Annotated in this window: 16 protein-coding genes; 10 read left to right on the top strand and 6 right to left on the bottom strand. The window is 61.7% G+C overall.

Annotation, left to right across the window (positions count from 1 at the left end):
- Positions 1-21: 21 nt before the first annotated feature.
- Genes ggt through E4656_RS18225 form a run of 3 tightly spaced genes read left to right on the top strand, consistent with a single transcriptional unit; the run spans position 22 to position 3,493 of the window.
- Positions 22-1,809: a gamma-glutamyltransferase gene (gene ggt / locus E4656_RS18235; protein WP_135484749.1), complete on the top strand. Its 1,788-nt coding sequence runs from the start codon at positions 22-24 to the stop codon at positions 1,807-1,809.
- On the top strand, positions 1,806-2,822 hold the full coding sequence (locus tag E4656_RS18230; protein WP_135484748.1) for an amidoligase family protein: 1,017 nt from the start codon (positions 1,806-1,808) through the stop codon (positions 2,820-2,822). The genes ggt and E4656_RS18230 overlap by 4 nt, the downstream gene beginning before the upstream one ends.
- Entirely contained in the window at positions 2,804-3,493 is a 690-nt protein-coding gene (locus tag E4656_RS18225; protein ID WP_240754028.1) for a gamma-glutamyl-gamma-aminobutyrate hydrolase family protein, read from the top strand. Before E4656_RS18230 ends, E4656_RS18225 begins: the two co-directional genes overlap by 19 nt.
- Here the strand turns inward: E4656_RS18225 and E4656_RS18220 are convergent.
- Positions 3,472-3,690 (bottom strand): helix-turn-helix domain-containing protein, encoded by a 219-nt coding sequence (locus E4656_RS18220; RefSeq protein ID WP_240754027.1) that lies wholly within the window; start codon positions 3,688-3,690, stop codon positions 3,472-3,474. The two genes, E4656_RS18225 and E4656_RS18220, sit on opposite strands and share 22 nt — an antisense overlap.
- A 256-nt stretch (positions 3,691-3,946) precedes the next feature.
- Here E4656_RS18220 and E4656_RS18215 point away from each other — a divergent pair, with 256 nt between their 5' ends.
- From E4656_RS18215 to E4656_RS20555, 6 genes are all read left to right on the top strand, one after another.
- On the top strand, positions 3,947-4,630 hold the full coding sequence (locus E4656_RS18215) for a hypothetical protein (RefSeq protein WP_135484771.1): 684 nt from the start codon (positions 3,947-3,949) through the stop codon (positions 4,628-4,630).
- Positions 4,627-5,313 carry a hypothetical protein gene (locus E4656_RS18210; RefSeq protein WP_135484745.1) on the top strand — a complete coding sequence of 229 codons (687 nt, stop codon included), beginning with the start codon at positions 4,627-4,629 and terminating at the stop codon, positions 5,311-5,313. Before E4656_RS18215 ends, E4656_RS18210 begins: the two co-directional genes overlap by 4 nt.
- Entirely contained in the window at positions 5,264-6,895 is a 1,632-nt protein-coding gene (locus tag E4656_RS18205; RefSeq protein WP_205849269.1) for a Dyp-type peroxidase, read from the top strand. Before E4656_RS18210 ends, E4656_RS18205 begins: the two co-directional genes overlap by 50 nt.
- 63 nt (positions 6,896-6,958) lie before the next feature.
- A complete protein-coding gene (locus E4656_RS18200; protein WP_167856134.1) occupies positions 6,959-7,384 on the top strand; it encodes a Fur family transcriptional regulator in 426 nt (141 codons plus the stop codon).
- 116 nt (positions 7,385-7,500) lie between these two features.
- Entirely contained in the window at positions 7,501-8,424 is a 924-nt protein-coding gene (locus E4656_RS18195; protein WP_167856133.1) for a zinc ABC transporter substrate-binding protein, read from the top strand.
- A gap of 18 nt (positions 8,425-8,442) precedes the next feature.
- Positions 8,443-9,144 carry a DUF3299 domain-containing protein gene (locus tag E4656_RS20555; protein ID WP_135484741.1) on the top strand — a complete coding sequence of 234 codons (702 nt, stop codon included), beginning with the start codon at positions 8,443-8,445 and terminating at the stop codon, positions 9,142-9,144.
- 9 nt (positions 9,145-9,153) lie between these two features.
- On the opposite strand, the gene E4656_RS18185 is transcribed toward E4656_RS20555, so the two are convergent.
- The 5 genes from E4656_RS18185 to E4656_RS18165 form a co-directional block, all read right to left on the bottom strand.
- Positions 9,154-10,383, bottom strand: a complete 1,230-nt coding sequence (locus E4656_RS18185) for a hypothetical protein (RefSeq protein WP_135484740.1) — start codon at positions 10,381-10,383, stop codon at positions 9,154-9,156.
- A gap of 73 nt (positions 10,384-10,456) precedes the next feature.
- On the bottom strand, positions 10,457-11,797 hold the full coding sequence (locus E4656_RS18180; RefSeq protein ID WP_135484739.1) for a GH1 family beta-glucosidase: 1,341 nt from the start codon (positions 11,795-11,797) through the stop codon (positions 10,457-10,459).
- A 21-nt stretch (positions 11,798-11,818) separates the two neighbouring features.
- Entirely contained in the window at positions 11,819-12,676 is an 858-nt protein-coding gene (locus tag E4656_RS18175; RefSeq protein ID WP_135484770.1) for a carbohydrate ABC transporter permease, read from the bottom strand.
- A complete protein-coding gene (locus E4656_RS18170) occupies positions 12,676-13,686 on the bottom strand; it encodes a carbohydrate ABC transporter permease (RefSeq protein WP_135484738.1) in 1,011 nt (336 codons plus the stop codon). Before E4656_RS18170 ends, E4656_RS18175 begins: the two co-directional genes overlap by 1 nt.
- Positions 13,687-13,840: 154 nt before the next feature.
- On the bottom strand, positions 13,841-15,064 hold the full coding sequence (locus tag E4656_RS18165; RefSeq protein ID WP_135484737.1) for an extracellular solute-binding protein: 1,224 nt from the start codon (positions 15,062-15,064) through the stop codon (positions 13,841-13,843).
- 408 nt (positions 15,065-15,472) lie between these two features.
- Here E4656_RS18165 and E4656_RS18160 point away from each other — a divergent pair, with 408 nt between their 5' ends.
- The gene (locus E4656_RS18160) at positions 15,473-17,710 is read left to right on the top strand and encodes a glycoside hydrolase family 9 protein (protein ID WP_167856132.1); all 2,238 of its coding nucleotides are present in this window, start codon (positions 15,473-15,475) and stop codon (positions 17,708-17,710) included.
- Positions 17,711-17,755 lie beyond the last annotated feature (45 nt).

Genomic DNA, 17,755 nt, shown 5'->3' with positions numbered 1-17,755 from the left:
GAGGTCTGGGTCATTCAATCATTGAGCAGATATGGCGCAACGGCCCTGATCCTGGTGCTGTTCGGGCTGCTGATTGCCTGTGCCGAGCCGCCGTCCCCACAGGTTGCTCCGGCGCCCGAGAGCGCGTCGCGCATGGTGGCGGCGGCCCATCCGGCGGCGGTGCAGGTGGGCAACAGGATTCTGGATCAGGGTGGCACTGCCCTGGATGCAGCCGTGGCCGTGCAGATGGTGCTAGGCTTTGTCGAAGCGCCCGAGAGCGGCCTTGGCGGCGGCGGCTTCCTGCTCTACCATGATCAGGCCAGCAACAGCCTTTACAGCTACGATGGTCGGGAAACGGCACCGGCCGCGGCCCGCCCATATCGCTTCACTGTGCTCGGCCAGGCCCAGCCGCTCTGGTCAGCCATTCCTGCCGGCCAGGCGGTCGGCGTGCCGGGTCTGGTGCGGATGCTGGCGCTGGCACACGAGGACCACGGCACCCTGCCGTGGGCAGAGCTGCTGACACCGGCGGCGGAGCTGGCCGACACCGGCCTGCCCATGCCGCCCAGGCTACAGGCCCAGATTGCGGCAGACCCTTCACTGCGTCTGTTCCGCGACACGCGCCGCTATTTCGTGCGGCAGGCCAACAGTTCCGAACCGTATCTGCACAACCCCGAACTGGCAGGAACACTCCGGCAACTGGCTTCCGGGGGGCCGGACACCCTGTATACCGGCGCCCTGGCAGAGGCGATTATCGAACGGGCGCGTGCCCGCGTGCCCGGCAGCAGCGACCTGCAGCCGCAAGATCTGGCGCAGTATGCTGCCGAGCGCCGGCAGCCGCTGTGCCTGCCCTATCGGGATTATCGAGTCTGCAGTGCGGGCCCGCCTACCGGCGGCGGCATTGCCGTGTTGCAGACCCTGTACCTGCTGGAGCCCTATGATCTGGCGGCCCTGCGTGATGATCCGGTGCGCGCGGTACATCTCATTGCCGAGGCCAGCCGACTGGCCCTGGCCGACCGGGACCGCTGGGTGGGTGACCCGGACCAGGCGGTAGTCCCGGTCGATACGCTGCTGGATGCCGACTATCTGGGCACTCGCGCCGGCCTGCTGAACCCGCTGCAGGCGGCGTCCGAGGTTTCCCCGGGACAGCCGCTGGACACGGTTTCAGGGTCACCGAATGGCCCAGGGATATCGCGCGATGCAATGGCGTGGACGCCCCCGCGCCCGGGCGGCGGCACCACCCATTTCACGGTTGTTGATGATGCGGGCAATCTGGCAGCATTGACCAGTTCCAATGAAATGCCCTTCGGCACGCGCATGATGGTGGGCGGCTTCCTGCTCAACAATCAACTGACCGACTTCCACTTCCAACCTCGGGTAGATGGTGAGATGCACCCCAATGCCGTGGCCTCGGGCAAGCGTCCGGCCAGCGCAATGACACCCGTGATGGTGTTTGACCAGGACGATCAACCGATACTCGCGCTCGGTTCCAGAGGTGGAGGCCGGATTCCCGGCTATGTGACCCAGGTACTGATCGAGGTGCTGGATTGGGAGCGTGATATAGCCACTGCCATTGCTCAGCCTCGTTTTTTGCACACCGGGCATGAACTGGAACTCGAGGCTGATACAGCGGCGGCGACCTGGGGGCCAGCCCTGACCGAATTGGGGCACCGGGTTGCGGTCCGACCACTGACCAGTGGCCTGCATGGCGTGCAGAGAACAGAATCCGGCTGGTTGGGCGGAGCTGACCCGCGACTGGATGGCATGGCTGCTGGTCAGGTGCTGCCCGCTGGCCTTGTCGAGGGACTCACCCCACCATTGGAGGCGCCATGAGCGGAGTTGAACCAGAGCAGGACCGGAACCAACTGGCGTTGCCACCCCGGCAGCACACGATCGAAGGCGATCTGCGCCGAATTGGCATAGAGATCGAGCTGGCCGGCCTGGATCTGGATGCACTGGCGGACCTGGTGGCCAAGTACCTGCATCTGGAGATTCGTGCTGAAGGCCGCTATGAGCGGGTGCTGTCCGGTGACCCGGCTGGCGACTGGGTGGTGGAACTGGACTTTCATCTGCTCAAGGAGATGGGTCGGGAGGCGCGTTCCGACGAGTTGCTGGACGAAGTGCGCAGCACGGCCGAAAGCTGGCTGCACCGGGCAGCCGAGCAACTGGTGCCGCTGGAACTGGTGACGCCACCTCTGCCCATGGATCGCATGGATGAGGTCGAGGCGCTGATAGGCGTAATGCGGGCACAGGGTGCGCGCGGCAGCTCGGACAACTGGGTCAATGCCTTTGGCCTGCAACTGAACCCTGAACTGCCGGCCATGGATGCACAGACCCTGACGGCCTACCTGAAAGCCTGGCTCTGTCTGGCTGACTGGATGGTTGAGCGGGCGCAGGTGGATCTGACTCGGCGCCTGACCAACTACATTGATCCGTTTCCGGTCGACTATGTGCGCCGCGTCGTGGACCCGGCCTATCGACCTGATATTGCGCGCCTGATCGGTGACTATCTGGCTGCCAACCCGACCCGCAACCGGGCTCTTGACTGGTTGCCCGCCTTTGCGCATCTGGATGAAAAACGGGTGCGGGCAGCCGTCGACGACCCTCTGGTCAAAGCCAGGCCGGCGCTGCACTACCGGCTGCCCAACTGCGAAATCCACCGGCCCGGCTGGGGTCTGCATACGGTCTGGCGCGACTGGGTGCAGGTCGAGCGTCTGGCGGCCGACCCGGACCGACTGGACGGCTGCTGTCGGGCCTATCAGCGCCATCTCGCATACTCCGGCATTGAGCGCTGGTGGCACAACTGGGTCAGAGAACTGGAGGCAGATTGGCTGCGCGACCATTGATTGCCGTCACTGGTCCTCTAAAAGGGGCCTTGGGGCCCCGCCTCTGTGTGGCCATGGGCATATGGCTGGCCGGGGGGCGGCCTCGCCAGCTGCGCCCCGGCGACGATGTTACCGATTGGCCCTGGCAGGGCGTGGTCATTACCGGCGGCCATGATGTGGACCCGGTACTGTATGCGGCCGAACCCGAGGTGAACCCGCGTTATGATACCGAAAGAGATGCCTTCGAGAGCGCCATGATCAGCCAGGCGCTGGCCCATGGAACACCGATTCTGGGCATCTGCCGCGGCGCACAGCTGCTCAATGTGGCTTTGGGAGGCAGTCTGTTTCAGGATCTGCGTGCACGTCGACGTCACACCTCCCATCGACGCTCTCTGCTGCCGCTGAAACAGATTGAGCTGAGCGCGGACAGTCGGTTGTCACAGTATCTCGACACCGGGCTGTGTCGTGTCAACAGCCTCCACAACCAGGCCATTGATCGGCTGGCAGATGCCTTGCAGGTGTCGGCACGAGATCAGGATGACATCATTCAGGCGGTCGAATATCGGCGCCCGGAACACTTTGTAGTGGGTGTCCAGTGGCACCCGGAGTTTCTGCTGTATCAGCTCAGACAAAGGCAGTTGTTCCGGGCTCTGGTGTGTCGGGCGAGATGTCAGCGTCTGGACGCTGACTGATCGCCCGCCAGCCAGTCGATACTGACATCGCAGCGGCGAGCAATCTGTCTGGCTTTGCTCAGCGTGGGTTCGGACCCTTGCAGGTACTTGCGCACGAGGCTTTCGCTCAGCCCGACATGGCGAGCAAAGCCACTGACAGTGCGCTCGCCGATCAGGGTGCGCAAGCGCTGCTGAAAGCTGGTTTTGGGTGGATCCACAGGCGTAGGATCTTTCCGGTCATCCATGAAATCAGTCTTCTTCTATGTTGGCCGCCTAACACGTATCGGCAAGCCGATCGATCTATTGAGGGTATACTGATCTAACGCTGTTAGTCCAGACCGAGTTTCGGGTAGCTGGCCCGCTGTTCTTTATGCCGACAGGCGGCTTTGTTAGGGTAAAGCATCGGGACAGTTTCAGGGATGCCGCGGAGCGGTCGGTTGCAGTGGCGGCGACCCGGTGTCAAAGGAGTGCATGATGTCGAATATTGCGGGCAAGGCGTATGCCATGAATGTGGTGACACCCCTGAAGCCAGGGCAGCGCTGGCTTGCGAGGCTGATTCACTGGCTTGCGGGTACCCGGCTGCTGCGCAGCAAACTGCTCGGCCTGCGTACACTGTCGCTGATTCACTATGCCGGCTGGGCCATTCTGCCCAGGCGTCGCTGGCCCCGGCTGGACAGTGCCCAGCCATCCGAGAATCTGCACTACGACTATTATCTGTTCTTCAGCAACTTCAATGGTAGCTGGGAACAGTATGTGGACTCTTTTTCGTCCGCCATTCCGGCCGGCCTCGATCTGATGTGGTGGCGCAATGTCGGTTACCCCGGCTCGGTGCCGCGCAACCCGTTCCATGCCTATATCGAACACAATCAGTTCTGGACCCATCACTATTATTCGGCCTACCCGCTGGCGACCAGCAATGACGTCAAGGCCGCCTGCCGGTTGCGTCCGGCCCTGTGTGAACTGGCCAGCCGCGCCGATCGGCTGAGCGCGCAGGAATTTGGTCAGCGCTACCGTACCCTGCTTACCGAGCAGCAGGAGCATCTGGGGCTGGTGGCTGAAAGTCCGGTGGTATCACTGGCGCACCAGGCGGTGGTGGAACGGCGCCGCGTTGAGCAGACAGAACCGGCCGTGCCGCCTGCACAGGAGTCGGGGTCATGAGCGATCGATCGGGTCAGGCACGGTCTCTGGTCGTCCTCTCGCCCCTGCGCAGCGGCGTCACTGCGGCGGGTGAAAGCTTCGCCTATAGCGCCCGGCGTCTGCTGCAGGGCCTGCCACAGGGCACCGGCAGCCCCTTTGCCTCGGTGCCGGATACCTATATGGCGCGCTGGTACCTGCTGGATGATGTGCGTTATCAGGGTGGTGCCCGTGAAGATCATCTGAACAACCGCTACCTGGCCCTGCTGGTACAGCATTACGGGCCGACCGACCGCTGGCTGGACAACCTATGGCAGTATGCGCAGTCCACGCTGCAAGCGCTCTATACCCATGCCTGGGGCTTTGATCAGGTACGCAGTGCAGAGGGCTGGCGGCACTATATCGAGCGTTGTCGGGTGCCCACCGGATACTTTTTCAATGGTTCCAACGACGAGCCGCTGATGACCCAGCTCAAGGCGCTCTATCTGCGTCAGCAGTTCACCGCCTTCGTCATGCAGCATCAGGGATTGCCCGATACGCAGTTGCAGGCAGCCTTTGTGGCCTGGGCTGCCGAACATCAGCCGGACAACCTGACCGCCCCGACCTGGCAGCCGGGGGCTGACACCCTGCATGAAGCCACTGCTGTACAGGCGGACCATGCGCCGACAGCACAGCCTGCAGGAGGGCGTACAGATGACGGTGATTGATCTGCATGATGTTCAGGGCAATCTGGTCAAACCCTATGGCCGTTATGGCTACCCGCTGGCCCGGTACGGATTTCTGCGTATCCGGTCGGGTGATGCCGCGCGCCATTGGCTGCAGGCAGTGCTGCCGCACGTGACCACCGGGGCGCCCTGGCCGGACCGGCGGGCACAGCAGTATGGTGCCGCACCACCCCTGCCGGAGGCGACGCTGAACCTGGCTTTCAGCGCCGCGGGGCTGAAAGCCATCGGCGTGCCGGAGAAGTCGCTGGATGCGCTGCCGGAGGAGTTCCGCTTGGGCATGCGGGGCCGCTGTGATCTGCTCGGTGATGACGGACCCTCGGCGCCCGAGCACTGGGATCCGATCTGGCAGGGTCCGGCTGTGCATGTATGGGTGTCCATCAATGCCCGCTCCGAGGCCGCCTTGCAGCGCCAGACCGCCTGGCTGCAGGACAGCCTAGAGGCTACCGACGGCGGTGTGGAGCTGCTGACCGGACATCGGGGCCCGGGCGATGACTGCTGGCAGGAGGCAGGGGCACTGACCGAACAGGGGCGGGTGGTCCCCAGAGAGCACTTCGGCTTCGTCGACGGCATCAGTGACCCCTATTTCGAGGGCTGCGGTCAGCCGCCGGAGCATGTGATCGGCGAGGGCAAGCCGCAGCGCGGCGGCAACCCCAGGGATGCCTCTGGCTGGGCGCCACTGGCGACCGGCGAGTTCGTGCTCGGCTATCCGGATGAAGCCGATGAGTACCCGCTGTCCGCCTTGCCACAGATCCTCACCCGCAACGGCACCTTTCTGGTGTACCGCAAGCTGCACCAGAACGTGGCCAGCTGGCGCCGGTACATGAGTGAAATGGGGCGCAATTTTCCCGGCGGCGCGGATGCACTGGCCGCCAGCATGGCAGGCCGCTGGCCCAACGGGGCGCCACTCAGCGAATGCCCGGATCAGGCCAGTGCCGATGCCTTCATGGCCGAGCTGGAGCGTCTGCGGGAAGCGCGCCGCCTGGCCACGGAGCCGGCGGAAAAAGCGCGCCTGGACAAGGCCTATGCCTGTCAGCAGCAACGTCTCAAGGCATTCAATTACGCCGATGATCTGGCCGGCGGGCGTTGCCCGGTTGGAGCCCATATCCGCCGCACCAATCCGCGCGGGGCTCTGGAGTACGGGCAGGAGGGTGCTTTCAGAACTCCCGCCGCGCTGACGGATCGTCGGCGCCTGCTGCGCCGTGGTCTGCCCTATGGCAGCAGTCCGCCGGAGACCACCGATGCCGATGAGCACGGCATCATCCTGATGGTGCTCAATGCCAGTATCAAGCGCCAGTTCGAATTCGTGCAGCAGAAATGGATCAATTACGGCAACGATTTCCGGCTCGGCAACGAGCGCGACCCCCTGGTGGGCAACCAGCCGCTGGATGACGCCGAAGTGCCCGGCCAGCCGGGGGGCCACTACAAGATACCGGGCGGCGCGCAACCGCCCTGGTTCTGCGCTCGCCTGCCCCGTTTTGTGGAAACCCGGGGTGGCGACTATTTCTTTTTGCCCTCACTGTCCGCTTTACACATGCTTGCTGCGGGCAATGTCGACCCGACCTGAATCAGGCCCCTCTTTTGTGCCATAATGGGGCCATCTTCAATGGGGACAGGGTGCAGGACCGATATGGCGGATGTTGCCGAAGCATCAGCATGGTGCAGCAAGCGGGGAGAAAAATTCACTCCCACCCGCCGTGCCGTGTACGAGATACTGGCGCGTCAGGGTCAGGCCCTGACCGCTTACCAGTTGCTCGACAAGCTGCAGGAAGGCATGCCCCATGCCAAACCGCCGACCATCTATCGGGCTCTGGAGTTTCTGCAACGCGTGGGCCTGGTACACCGGATCGATTCCCGCAACGCCTTTGTGGTCTGTGACGATTTCCCGCATAAACATGATTCGGCCTTCCTGGTCTGTCAGGAATGCGGCGGCGTGACGGAAGTGCTGCTGGACCATGTTGTGGACCAGATTCTGATGCGCTCCGAGGCCGAAGGTTTTGCCGTCACCCATTCCACAGTCGAGATCCGCGGTATTTGTAAGCAGTGCCAAAACTGATTCGACAGGGCGCCGCCAGATCATTAATGTAGTCGGCTCTGTTACGTTATAACGTATGTGTTCTGTTTTGATGTGAAGGGGTTATGCGCGTTCGTTGTTTTCTGGTGATACTCCTGATGCCCTGGCTGACCCTCCCGGTGGCCGCTGCGGACCACCCGCGGGTGGCGGTCAGCATTGCACCGCTGCACAGCTGGGTCAGCCAGGTCAGCGGTGATCTGTGGGAACCCGACCTGCTGCTGTCGGCCCAGGTGGACCCGCACAATGCCATACTCAGACCCTCGCAGCGTCAGCGCGTGGAACAGGCAGACTGGGTGGTCTGGGTCGGGCCGCAACTGGAAACCGGGCTGGAAGCACTGATGCGACGCGTTGAACCCGCCCGCAAGTGGACCCTGACCGAAGACGACGTGGCACTGGTGCGACATGAGTTCAGGCGCGCCGGCGAATTGTTTGCGCTGCCGGAAGAGTCGGAAGACCACGGGCTGGATATCGACTTTCCGGGCGCCGAACAGGCCCTGCCCAGGCACGGCAGCGGCACTGACCCGCACCTCTGGCTGGACCCGGAGAACGCCAAGCGCGCGCTGGCCCATATTGCCGATCATTTGAGCGAACTCGATCCGGCGAATGCACGGAACTATCAGGCCAATGCCGAGTCAGCCATAGCGCAACTGACCGAATCTGCCGCAGTCTGGCAGGCGCGTCTGGATGCCGCAGAGCCGCGTGCCTATGTGGTATTCCATGACGGCTACCAGTATTTTGACCGCCGGTTCGGCCTGCCCTTCGCCGGGGCCATTACGCTGAACCCGGAGCAGTTGCCCGGCCTGCGCACCATCAACGAGATGCGTTCGGCCATGGCCGACAATACGGTGGGCTGTCTGTTTGCGGAGGTGCAATACTCGGATCGACTGGTCGCAACCATCGGTTCCGGGCTTGACCTCGATATTCAGCGCCTGGATGCGCTCGGGGCCGCAATAGAACCCGGCCCGGATCATTACCACCAGCTGATGACAGATCTGGTGGATTCATTTGCAAGCTGTGCCTGATTGGCCCGGAGAAACCGCATGCGAGTATTTGCCAGTGTGACAGCATCGCGCCTGACCATGATCCTGCTGAGTACCTTGTTGCTGGCCGCCTGCTCTGGTGATGACGGCGCCTCGGCCACTGACCCCACAGGCGGTACCGCCACCTCGCCGGATGAGTTGTCGGATGACGAGCTGTTTGCGGAGCCGGAAGTCGGTACCGAAGCGCCCCAGATTGACTCGCCGGTAACGGAGCGCAGCCGCGCGGCCGGTGCCGATGGCTATGTGGAAATGGACTGGGGTGAACTGGTGCCGTCGGACTTTTCCCTGGCGCCCCAGGTTCAGGAGTTGGATCTGCAGAACTACAACATTGCCGAACTCGATGACAACGACCCCGAAGCGCAGCGACTGTATGCAGAATTGAAAGCCATTCTCGCTGATGTGCCGTCGTCTCAGGAGCTGCAGGGCGTCAAGGCGCGTCTGCCCGGCTTTGCCGTACCGATCGAATTCGACGGCAACCGGGTGTACAGCTTTCTGCTGGTGCCCTATTTCGGCGCCTGCATTCATACCCCGCCGCCGCCAGCCAATCAGATGGTCTATGTCGAGTATGAGACCGGGTTCGAACTGCCCAGCCTGTACGAACCGGTGATCATAGAGGGCGCTTTCGAGGTGGCCACTCATGTGGAAGATGGCCTGGGCACCGCCGGCTACAGCATGCGGGCGGATCGCGTCACATTGTACTGACCACAGTCGTCAGAACAGGCGCACGTCCACACCGAGGCGCCAGCCGACGCCTTCATCCAGATGGCGCACACCGGGATACCAGCCGTCCGACTTGTAATACCAGTCGCCCTGCAGGCGCAGGCGTTGCATGACGGTATGGCTGTAGCCCATTTCGATGGCCCAGCCATTGTCGGCCCCGGAACTTCTGAACGCGAGATCCTCCGGTTGGCGCCAGCCTGCCAGACGCCCGTTGAAGGCGCCGCTGCCAAGCGGGTACTCCAGCAGGCTCAGGCGGCCCGCCGGCAGATTCTGCTCGTCGTTCTGCAGCCAGTACAGATCCCAGCCCACCTGCATGCCTTCATGCCAGCGCAGGTGATGCCAGCCGAACGCCCGCCCGAAGGGTGTGGGCTGAAAGCTCAGCCGATTGGCTTCGCCGTTGTTCTGTTCGTCGAAATACTGTGTATCGATAAAGTTGAGCAGGCTGAACCAGAAGGCACTGTCCAGATACTCCTGCGCGTCGTCGGACAGGTCGTCATGGGCCACGTAGCGCTGGTGCGGATCACCCGCATCGCTGTGCAGCGCGTTCACCCAGTGCAGGCAGTCATGGCCGGTGATGTCCTGGCGGCTTTCCGCTTCGCCGCCGGGCAGGTCATAGTCACTGTTGCGACAGCGATACAGGCTGAGCGTGTCCTGCAGGGTCAGATAGGCCTTGGCAAAGCGATAGCGTGGCACCCGGTAGTTGAAAAAGCTGGCTTCGCTCAGCTCGCCGACCAGTTGCTGTGTGGCCTCGTAGCGCACACTGCCCAGGCGGGCATACTGCCCGGGGCTGCCCTGCCGGAACTCGGTCAGTTCGGCATCGGTGGGGCCGTAAACATAGGTTTCATGCTGCTCGCTGTCGGACCACAGGAAGGATGCGTTGCTGCGTGCATTCAGGTCACCGCCACGCAGCAGATCACGCTGCCATTCATTGCGCATCCAGATGGCCGGATGCGGCAGCACGAAGATCCAGAGGCCCACATCCAGCACCAGAGGCGAAATGTCGTCACCGGCAAAGTGGGTCTGGCGCAGGTAATCGCTCAGACTGGTCCAGCCCTGATAGGACAGGCGGGTGATATCACCCGCCTGATTCATGGTCGGGTCTTCCCACAGCCGCCAGTCGTCCTGTTCATGCTCATACAGCGACAGATTGCTCCAGGGTTGCGCCATCAGTCCGCTGGACAGGGTCAGGCAAAACAGCAGGCGCAGCAGGCATCGGGTCATCTGCAGTCTTCCTCAGGGTCTTGGCATCAGCGCCCTGTTTAACCGAAATTGTCGCCGTTTGCCAGTCTGTCCTTTACTCGTGGCGGGTGCGCAGCCAGTCGCTGTAGGCATGCGCGCTCGACTTGAGCGTGCGCTCCTGGGTCTGGTAGTCCACATAGATCAGCCCGAAGCGCTGGCTGTAGCCAAAGGCCCACTCGAAATTGTCCATCAGACTCCAGGCAAAATAGCCTCGCACATCCACCCCATCGGCCATGGCATCGCCGACAGCGGCAATATGACGCTCGTAGTAGCTGACCCGCTGCGGGTCGTGCACGGCACCGTTCTCCAGATGGTCGTCACCGGCCATGCCGTTTTCGGTGATATAGAGCGGCGGCAGCGCGGGGTAGTCGCGGCGTAGCTGAATCAGCAGTTCGGTCAGCGCGCGCGGATATACCTCCCAGCCGATGTGGGTATGCTCCCGGTCAGGCTGCGGTACCGTCTCCGGGCCATCGCCACCGGCGCGGACCACATGGCGGGTATAGAAGTTGACCCCGATGAAATCCAGCGGCTGCCGGATCAGTTCCATGTCGCCCGGCTCGATGGTTGGTGCATGTTCCGGATGCCGGTCAAAATATTCATCCGGGTAGCGGCCTTCCAGCAGCGGCGCGATGAACCAGTGCACTTCGATGGTGTCGCGTGCCCTAGCCGCCTGCACATCAGCTGGCTTGTCCGTGGCGGCATAGGACGGGGTGAAGTTCAGCACGATGCCATGTGCACTGTTCGGGGCTGCAGCCCGCATGCGGGGCAGGGCCAGACCGTGGGCGAGCAGCAGATTGTGTGCGGCGGCGAAGGCCCAGTCAGCGCGCTGATGGCCGGGTGCGTGGTTGCCGACCTCGTAGCCCAGAAAGGCACTGCAGAAAGGTTCGTTGAAGGTGGCCCAGTGGGTGACTCGATCCCCCAGGCGCCTGACCACGACCTCTGCGTAGTCGGCAAAGGCTTCAGCGGTACTGCGACTCAGCCAGCCACCCTGGTCATCCAGATACTGTGGCAGGTCCCAGTGATACAGCGTCGCCACCGGTCGTATACCACGGGCGATCATCCCGTCCACGAGCTGTTCATAGAACGCCAGACCGGCCTCGTTGATGACTCCCGGTGCCGGAACGATGCGCGGCCAGGCAATGGAGAAGCGATACGCATCCACGCCCATGGCCTGCATCATGTCCAGGTCTTCTTCCCAGCGTTCGTAGTGGTCACACGCCGGCTCTCCGTTGTCACCATTCAGCACGCGGCCCGGTTGCTCGCAGAAGGTGTCCCAGATGGAATCGGTCCGTCCATCTGCATAACGATGACCCTCTACCTGGAAGGCGGCGGTGGCCACGCCGAACACGAAGTCGGAGCGCCGAACGGGAGAGTCCTGAGGAATGTCGAATTGCATGGTATTGAGTCCTTGAGTGCTTTATTTGACCGCGCCACTGGTCAACCCGGATATCATCTGTTTACTGGATACCAGGTAGATGCAGATCAGTGGAATGATCGAAATGGTGGTGCCGAGCATGACCGCCCCCCAGGGGGTGTTGGGAATGCCCTGCATGCGCCGCAGCAACTGGGTGATGACCATCTGGTCCGTTGAGGTCAGGATCACCAGCGGCTGCAGGAAGTTGTTCCACAGGAACACGAACTGCACGATGGCCAGGGTCGCCAGGCCCGGGCGCAACAGGGGCAGCGCAATGCTCCAGTAGGTCCGAAAGGCGCTGGCGCCATCCAGCTTGGCCGCTTCCAGCAGCGCTGTCGGTATCGAGGCGACGACATACTGGCGCATCAGGAAGATACCGAACGGGTTGATCACGAACGGCAGCCAGACCGCGAGGTGCGTATCGCGTAGGCCGATGGCACTGACAATCATGTAGTAGGGTATCAGCGTCAGGATGGGTGGCAGCATCATGGAGCAGATCATGATCGTGAAGATGGCACTCTTGCCCCGGAACTTGAACACGGCCAGGGCATAGCCGCACATGCTGCAGAAGAGCAGTGACACCAGGGTGCCGATCAGCGCAATCTTGAAGCTGTTAAACATGCCGATCCAGAACGGCATGATGTCGATCAGACGCTCGTAGTTGTTGAACAACTGGTCACTGAAAGTCAGCACGAAGGCCGAGCTGAACATGGTGGTCCGATCGTGCGTGGCCAGCAGGGCACCCCAGAAAAAAGGGAAGATGGTCAGCAGCACACCGAGCAGCAGGAAGGCCCAGAGGACTGTTCGTGCGGCCAGCGAAATGCCGCGCTGATAGTGCGGGTTCTCGAATAGCTGAAACATCACTCATTGCCTCCCAGGCCCTGACGGCCGAACAGCCAGAAATACAGCCCGGTAAAGAGGGCGATGACAACGAACAGAATCCAGGACACAGCGGCTGCGCTGCCCATATCCAGCCATTCCCAGCCGATACGATAAAGGTAGTTGGAAATGGTCATGCCGTTGCTGGTGGCCTGCTGCAGGCCCCGGGTCAGTACATAGGGTTCGTCGAACAGCTGCATGTTGCCAATGATGGTCAGGGTCACGGCGAAGAAGATAAAGGGTTTGAGCAGCGGCAGCGCCACGTAGCGGAAACGCTGCATATGCGAAGCGCCATCTATCTTGGCGGCTTCGTAGAGTTCCTGATTGATGGTCGACAGGCCGGCGGCATAGATAACGATGTTGAAGCCGACATACTTCCAGAACACGACAAAGGAAATCGAATAGCGGATCAGGCTGTTTTCCTGCAGCCAGCCAATGGGCTGGAACTGGCCAATCCAGCCAAAGGCCCAACTGGTCAGCGTGCCGTTGGCCAGCAGGTTCAGGCCCTGGTTGATAATGCCGCTCTGCGGTGAATACATGATGTAGAAAATCATCGACACGGCGACGGTCGAGGTGACATAGGGCAGAAAATAGGCCGTGCTCAGCCAGTGCCGAGCACGCGCGCCGAGAGAGATCAGCAGATAGGCCATGGGCAGTGCGACAAGATGCTGGGCGAGGCCGGACATGACAGCGATGGCGATGGTGTTCCACATCGTTTTCCACAGCCTGGGGTCGGTCAGCGACAGCGCGTAGTTTTCCAGCCCCACAAAGCGCATGGAGCCCAGGCCTGCGACCGGGTTCCACGTGTGGAATGAGAGGAAAATCATGAAAAATACGGGAAAAATCCCGAATGTACCGAAGATGATGATGTAGGGGGATAGAAACCAGTAGGGCGTCCCGTTCTCCAGGAAGCGCTTCAGCCGGCCGGAACGTACTTCTTTGGACCGCTCATCGTCTGGAGTGTCCACCGTAATTTCAGCTTGATTGGTCATAACGAATACCGGAAATGAGTCTGCGCGACAGACAGTGGCCTGCCTTTTGGTGAAATGGGCCCGACCGGATGGTCAGGGCCCACGTCTGCTACTCAAGCCTTCAGGTCAGGCGCTGCCGGGCGCCAGGCCCGGCAGACATCCTGTCCGCCTGGCTTCAGCGTACGCGACGGCGGATCTGGTTTTCCGCGTTGCGCAGCGCCTGCTCGATGTCCATGCCTTCATCAAGCACATTTTCCAGCGCTTCGTCGATCAGTGAGTTGGCGATCTGATCACCCCGATGCGGGGCGACAGGCTCGACATTTTCCGCGATCTCGGCCCACATCTGGCGTGCCTGCTGACCACGCAGGAAGTCGATGGACTCTTCGAACATGGAGTCATCATAGGTATTGACGTTGGCCGGGAAAGCCGCGATGTTGTCGAATCCGGCCAACTGGATGTCTTCGCTGATCATATACTCGATCAGTTCCCAGGCCTGGTCCGGGTTGCCGGACTGGACCGGAATACCCAGGAAGGAACCACCCCAGGTGCCGTACATGCCGGAAGGCAGGTGGCTTACACCCCAGTTGCCGGCAGTGTCGGGGGCCATCCAGTTCTGCAGGTGACCGAGCAGCCAGGCGCCGGACATCTGGGTGGCAAATTTGCCTTCCTGGAAGCCCTGATACCAGTCTTCCGACCAGGCATTGATGCGGCCATCCATGTTTTCGTCACGCACAGTCCTGGCCAGTTCAAAGGCGCGCTGGAAGCGCTCGTTGGTCACCAGCGGCTCACCGTCTGCATCGAAATAGAGGCCGTTACCGGGCTCGACATTGAAGTTGTAGTAGGCTTGGGCAACGTCGTTGGCGTGCCCGATCAGCAGTACATCATGGTTGTCCCGCAGATCACGGCCGTATTCAAGGTAGGAATCCCAGTCAGCCATGACTTCGTCGACGTCATAGCCCAGATCTTCCATGTAGTCGCGACGGAAGTACATGACACCGGGGCCCAGATCGACGGGAATGCCGTACTGGCGGCCATCGGAGCCCTGACCCTGAGTTACGGCGTATTCAGCAAACTGGTCGGCATGGGGTGCAAACAGATCGGTCAGATCCATGAAACCGCCCCCGTCAACATAGGAGCCGACGAAGCCAACATCGATCAGCACGACATCGCCCAGGCCGCTGCCGGTGGCCAGTGTGGTGGCGATACGCTCGTGGTGACCGCCGTGCTCGTTCATCAGCATGTCGACAGAAATGCCGGTCTGAGCTTCAAAATCGGGGAGGATGGCGTTGAGCTGGCTGTCATAGTCCGGAAAGCCATCAAAGCGGATATCGGCTGCCAGCGTGCCGCCAGCCAATGCGAGGGTAGCCAGTGCGGCGCCGGCCCTGAGTGTTGTTTTCATGGAATGCCTCCAGTTGTTGCTCTTTGTTGTTGTGCTTTGCCTGTCAGGCCTGTCTAACCGCTGACGCACCGACGAATGTGCCCGACTATTCGTTGTTGTAAGTGGTTTCACGCGTCAATGATTGCCAGAGGGCCTGCAAGGCTGCCTCTTGGATAAATTTGTAAGCGCTTACATTGTTGTTCGAGAGAGCGCCCACAAATCGATCTAAACAGGGGTTTCAACCCCCGGGCGGCTCCGGTTCAATGTACGTATCGCTACCCTGTACTCACTCAAAGTACTCATAAGGTGTTGATCGGGTATTGAACATGTAACCGCTTACATTTAACATTACAGAAATTGCGCCATCGTTGTCAAGACGATTTGCAATGCAGACGAATGCCTGCCCGGCTGAACAGGAGTGCCCAATCCATGCGCACCGCAATGCTATTGCTATGTCTGCTGGGCGGGTCGCTGGCGGCCCAGGCGCCGGCCGACAGCGCTGAGCGCTACCCCTTGTCGTTCTACCAGACCCCTGAGCCGGGCTGGAGTAAACTGCGCCTCGAAGGTGAGGTTCTGCCCGACAATACCGGTTTCCGCATTCATGATATCGAGGCCGACGCCTTTGACGATGCCGAGCAGTTTCGGGTCGACAGTATCCAGACCCTGCCCTATGGCGACAAACTGATTTCGGTGACGGTCGAGGTCGGCGCCGATCATGTGCCGCTGTGGGACAACAAGCTGCTGCAGTTCCAGGTCAATGGCCGCGAGCCGGAAGTCTGGGTCGATGCCGACGGCACGCCGGACTTCGAGCTGGATATGGGAGGTGACGGCAAGGGTTTCATCCCGGCAGAGGATGGCACCTACCGGTTCCGCCTGGACAAGGGCCTGGAAGACCTGCGCTTCATCTCCTTCATGACCGCCGGAGCCGAGCAGTATGATGCCACGCTGCGGGACATCGAAGTGACGGTCTGGCCCGAGGAGGACACCCGGCCAAGAGACTATCTCCTGTTCTACAACCGTCTGGGTTATGTGGAAGACCAGCGCCGCTGGGTGGTACTGGAATGGCAGGAAGACCTTGAGGTGGACGCCCTGCCGGTCACATTGCGCCGGGCCGGTGGCAGCGAGGACAACACCCGTTTCGAGGCCAGTGCAGAGCCCTATGCCGGCTCCGGCCGGCGCCAGGATCTGCTCGATTTCGGACACCGCGAGGAAACCGGCTTCTACACCGTGATCGTGCCGGAAGCCGGTGGTCGAACCCGCCACACGACTGCGACCTTTCAGGTACGGGAATTCCCCGAGCCCTATCTGGAGCACCGCGACCAGGCCTGGGGTGCTTTCCATTATGTGGACAGTGCCGCCTATGAGGGCGCGCATGAGCAGGATGCCCGGGCGCGCGTGTTCGGCACGGACAGCGAAACCATGGATATCCGGGGTGGCTGGTATGACGCCGGGGACTATGGCAAGTATGTGGTGAATGGCGCCTGGACGGTTGCCCTGCCGTTGCTGACCTGGCTGATGGTACCCGAGGTCCTGCCGGAAGAGATTGAACCGCTGGCCGATCGCAACCCGGAACGGCCGGCGACACTGGACCTGCTGAAACAGGAACTGGACTGGTTGCTGACCATGCAGCGCGACGACGGTGCCGTGCATCACAAGGCCGCCAGTGCCGCCTGGCCGCCGCTGACCGACTCGCCTCTGGATGACGACCGCATCAAGTGGGTGATGCCGATCAGCACCACGGCCACGGCCAATTTCAGCTCGGTCATGTACATGGCCGCAGCGGCTTATCGGCAGTCACCGCTGAGCGAGGACCATGCCCAGGCCGATGTCTACGAGGCAGCGGCCGACGAGGCCAGAGCCTTTCTGCTGGCGCATCCGGACATGATCATGATCGAGGATCGCTACGACAACATCGAGTATGGTGGCCCCTATGCCGACTATGACGATACCGACGAGCGTCTGTGGGCAGAAGTGGCACGGCTCTGGGTAGAGCCGGATGATGCGGGCTCAGCCGCTCTGTTCGCGCGCCTGCTGGCGCTGACGGAAGAACCGCGTCTCGGTGATGCCGTGCCGGACTGGCGGCATGTCAATTTCCTGGCTCTGTTCAACTATCTGGCCCTGCCACAGGTCGATGCCGAGCAGCGCGCACAGTTGCTGGCGGCAGTGGAGGACAACTTCCGGCCGCTGCGGCAAGATCAGCTCGCGCATCCGTACGGGCTGATGTATGCCGGGCTGGAAGATGGCTTCGACTGGGGCAGCAATGGCGTCATCGCCACTGTCGGCAGTCAGTTGCTGTGGCTGCATCATCTGACCGGTGAGCCGGAGTGGTATGACGCCGCCTTTGACATGAGTCACTGGTTCTTCGGCCTCAATCCGCACGGCATGATCTGGACCACCGGACTGTCACGTCATCAGGTACAGGCACCGCATTTCCGGCCCTGGGTATCGGGTACGGTAAGCAACCCGCAGGGCCTGATTGCCGGGGGGCCGAACTCCTATGAACTCAAGGGCGATATGGCGGCACAGCCCTACTTCGATGGTCCGCCGATGATGGTATATACCGATCATCAGGACTCCTGGGCCACCAATGAAATCGCCATCAACTGGCAGGCCGCCTGGGCCAACTACCTGAGTCTGCTGACCGGGCTGTCCGAGCAGAGGCCATAAGCAGAACAGGGCCCGATGGGGCCCTGTTGTTTCCTGTTGCCTTGT

Source organism: Natronospirillum operosum (genome assembly GCF_004768465.1).
Classification (GTDB): domain Bacteria; phylum Pseudomonadota; class Gammaproteobacteria; order Pseudomonadales; family Natronospirillaceae; genus Natronospirillum; species Natronospirillum operosum.
This window is presented reverse-complemented; position numbering and strand designations above follow the sequence as displayed.